Annotated in this window: 3 protein-coding genes; all 3 read left to right on the forward strand. The window is 66.8% G+C overall.

Going from position 1 to position 2,219, the window contains the following annotated elements; translation table 11 throughout:
* The coding region (locus tag AC3IFE_RS31420) for an aminomethyl transferase family protein (RefSeq protein ID WP_489194187.1) at nucleotides 1–1,086 on the forward strand (1,086 nt) is incomplete at its 5' end.
* Entirely contained in the window at nucleotides 1,076–1,708 is a 633-nt protein-coding gene (locus tag AC3IFE_RS31425) for a sarcosine oxidase subunit gamma (RefSeq protein ID WP_089470459.1), read from the forward strand. The genes AC3IFE_RS31420 and AC3IFE_RS31425, both read left to right, overlap by 11 nt.
* On the forward strand, nucleotides 1,705–2,145 hold the full coding sequence (locus AC3IFE_RS31430) for a dihydroneopterin aldolase (RefSeq protein WP_489194190.1): 441 nt from the start codon (nucleotides 1,705–1,707) through the stop codon (nucleotides 2,143–2,145). The genes AC3IFE_RS31425 and AC3IFE_RS31430 overlap by 4 nt, the downstream gene beginning before the upstream one ends.
* The last annotated feature ends 74 nt before the right edge of the window (nucleotides 2,146–2,219 follow it).

Here is a 2,219-nt window from a genome sequence, read left to right on the forward strand (position 1 = left end):
GAGGATCTCCATGCGGCGGTGAAGCGCGAGTGTCTCGCGGTGCGTAACAGCGTCGGCATTCTCGACGCGTCGACGCTCGGCAAGATCGACATCCAGGGCCCGGACGCGGTGAAGCTGCTGAACTGGATGTACACGAACCCGTGGAACAAGCTCGAAGTGGGCAAGTGCCGCTACGGGCTGATGCTCGACGAAAACGGGATGGTGTTCGACGACGGCGTGACCGTGCGCCTCGCCGACCAGCATTTCATGATGACGACCACCACCGGCGGCGCGGCGCGCGTGCTGACGTGGCTCGAACGCTGGCTGCAGACCGAATGGCCCGACATGAAGGTGCGGCTCGCGTCCGTCACCGATCACTGGGCGACGTTCGCGGTGGTCGGCCCGAAGAGCCGCAAGGTCGTGCAGAAGGTGTGCCAGGACATCGACTTCGGCAATGAAGCGTTCCCGTTCATGAGCTACCGCAACGGCACCGTCGCCGGCGCGAAGGCGCGCGTGATGCGGATCAGCTTCTCGGGCGAGCTGGCCTACGAAGTGAACGTGCCGGCGAATGCGGGCCGCGCGGTGTGGGAAGCGCTGATGGCGGCCGGCGCCGAGTTCGACATCACGCCGTACGGCACCGAGACGATGCACGTGCTACGCGCGGAGAAGGGCTACATCATCGTCGGCCAGGATACCGACGGCTCGATCACGCCGTTCGACCTCGGGATGGGCGGTGTCGTCGCGAAATCGAAGGACTTCCTCGGCAAGCGCTCGCTGTCGCGCTCGGATACGTCGAAGGAAGGCCGCAAGCAGTTCGTCGGCCTGCTGACCGAAGACGAACAGTTCGTGCTGCCGGAAGGCGCGCAGATCATCGCGAAGGACACGCAAGTGTCGGCAACCGATCCGACGCCGATGATCGGCCATGTGACGTCGAGCTATTACAGCCCGATCCTGAAGCGCTCGATCGCGCTCGCGGTGGTAAAGGGCGGCCTGAACAAGATGGGCGAGAGCGTCGTGATTCCGCTGGCCAACGGCCGCCGCATCACCGCGAAGATCTCGAGCCCGGTTTTCTACGATACCGAAGGGGTGCGTCAGCATGTGGAATGAAACGAGAAACCAGACGCAGGTGGCGGGCGCGGGCGGCGTGACGCTTGAATCGCCGTTCGTCGGCGCGGCCGACGTGCTGAAGCCGCACCAGGCGCGCGCTTCGAAGAAGTTCACGCTGCGCGAGCGGCCGTTCCTCGATCTCGTCAACGTGCGCGGCGAGTTGAGCGACCCGGCATTCGTCGCCGCGTTCGAGCGCGTGGTCGGCTGCCGGCCGCCCGCGGTGCCGAACACGGTGGCGCGCGGCGCCGAGTACGACGTGCTGTGGCTCGGCCCCGACGAATGGCTCGTGCGGTCGAACGGGCCGGTTCAGGCCGGCGTGCTCGAAGCGAAGCTGGCGGAAGCCGTGCAGGGCTTGTACGCGGCGGCCGTCGACGTCGGCAGCGGCTACACGGTCGTCGAGATCACCGGCGAACGCGTGCGCGACGTGATCGCGCGCGGCTGCCCGCTGGATCTGCATCCGCGCGTGTTCAAGCCGGGCCAGTGCGCGCAGTCGCACTACTTCAAGTCGCCGATCACGCTGATCCCGACCGGCGACGACACGTTCGAAATCGTCCTGCGCCGCAGCTTCGCCGACTATTTCGTGCGCATCATGCTCGACGCCGCGGCGCCGCTCGCATCATGAAGCCGTTCGACGAACCGTTCGTGGCGATCGACGCGCCGCGCCTGCGCGGGCGCGGCTGGAGCGTGTTCGTCGACGAACTGAAGGTGCCCGCGCGGATCGGCATTCATGCGCACGAGCATGAAGCGCCGCAGCCGATCGTGATCGATGCGCGGCTCGGGTATCGCTGCGAGCCGAGCGAGCAGGGCGAGTGGATCGACTATGACGGCTACTGCGCGCGCGTCGCGTCGTTCCTGTCGAACAAGCCGCATACGCGGTTGCTTGAAACGCTCGTTGCCGATCTCGCGGTGCTGTCGTTCCGCGAATGGCCGGGGCTGGAATCGCTGACGCTGTCGGTGTACAAGCCGAAGATCCGGCCGGGGACCAAGCGCGTGGGCGTGTCGCTCGACTGGACGCGCGGCGATTACCTGCGGTGGACGGGGGCCGCGGGGCAGCTTTGATCAAAGGGGGCTGGATCAAGGCACGAGGGAGGTGATCCGGCGATTCCATGGGGCGGGGGGGCGAATGCGCCGCC

This window comes from Burkholderia sp. APQ4-4ca (assembly GCF_057837105.1).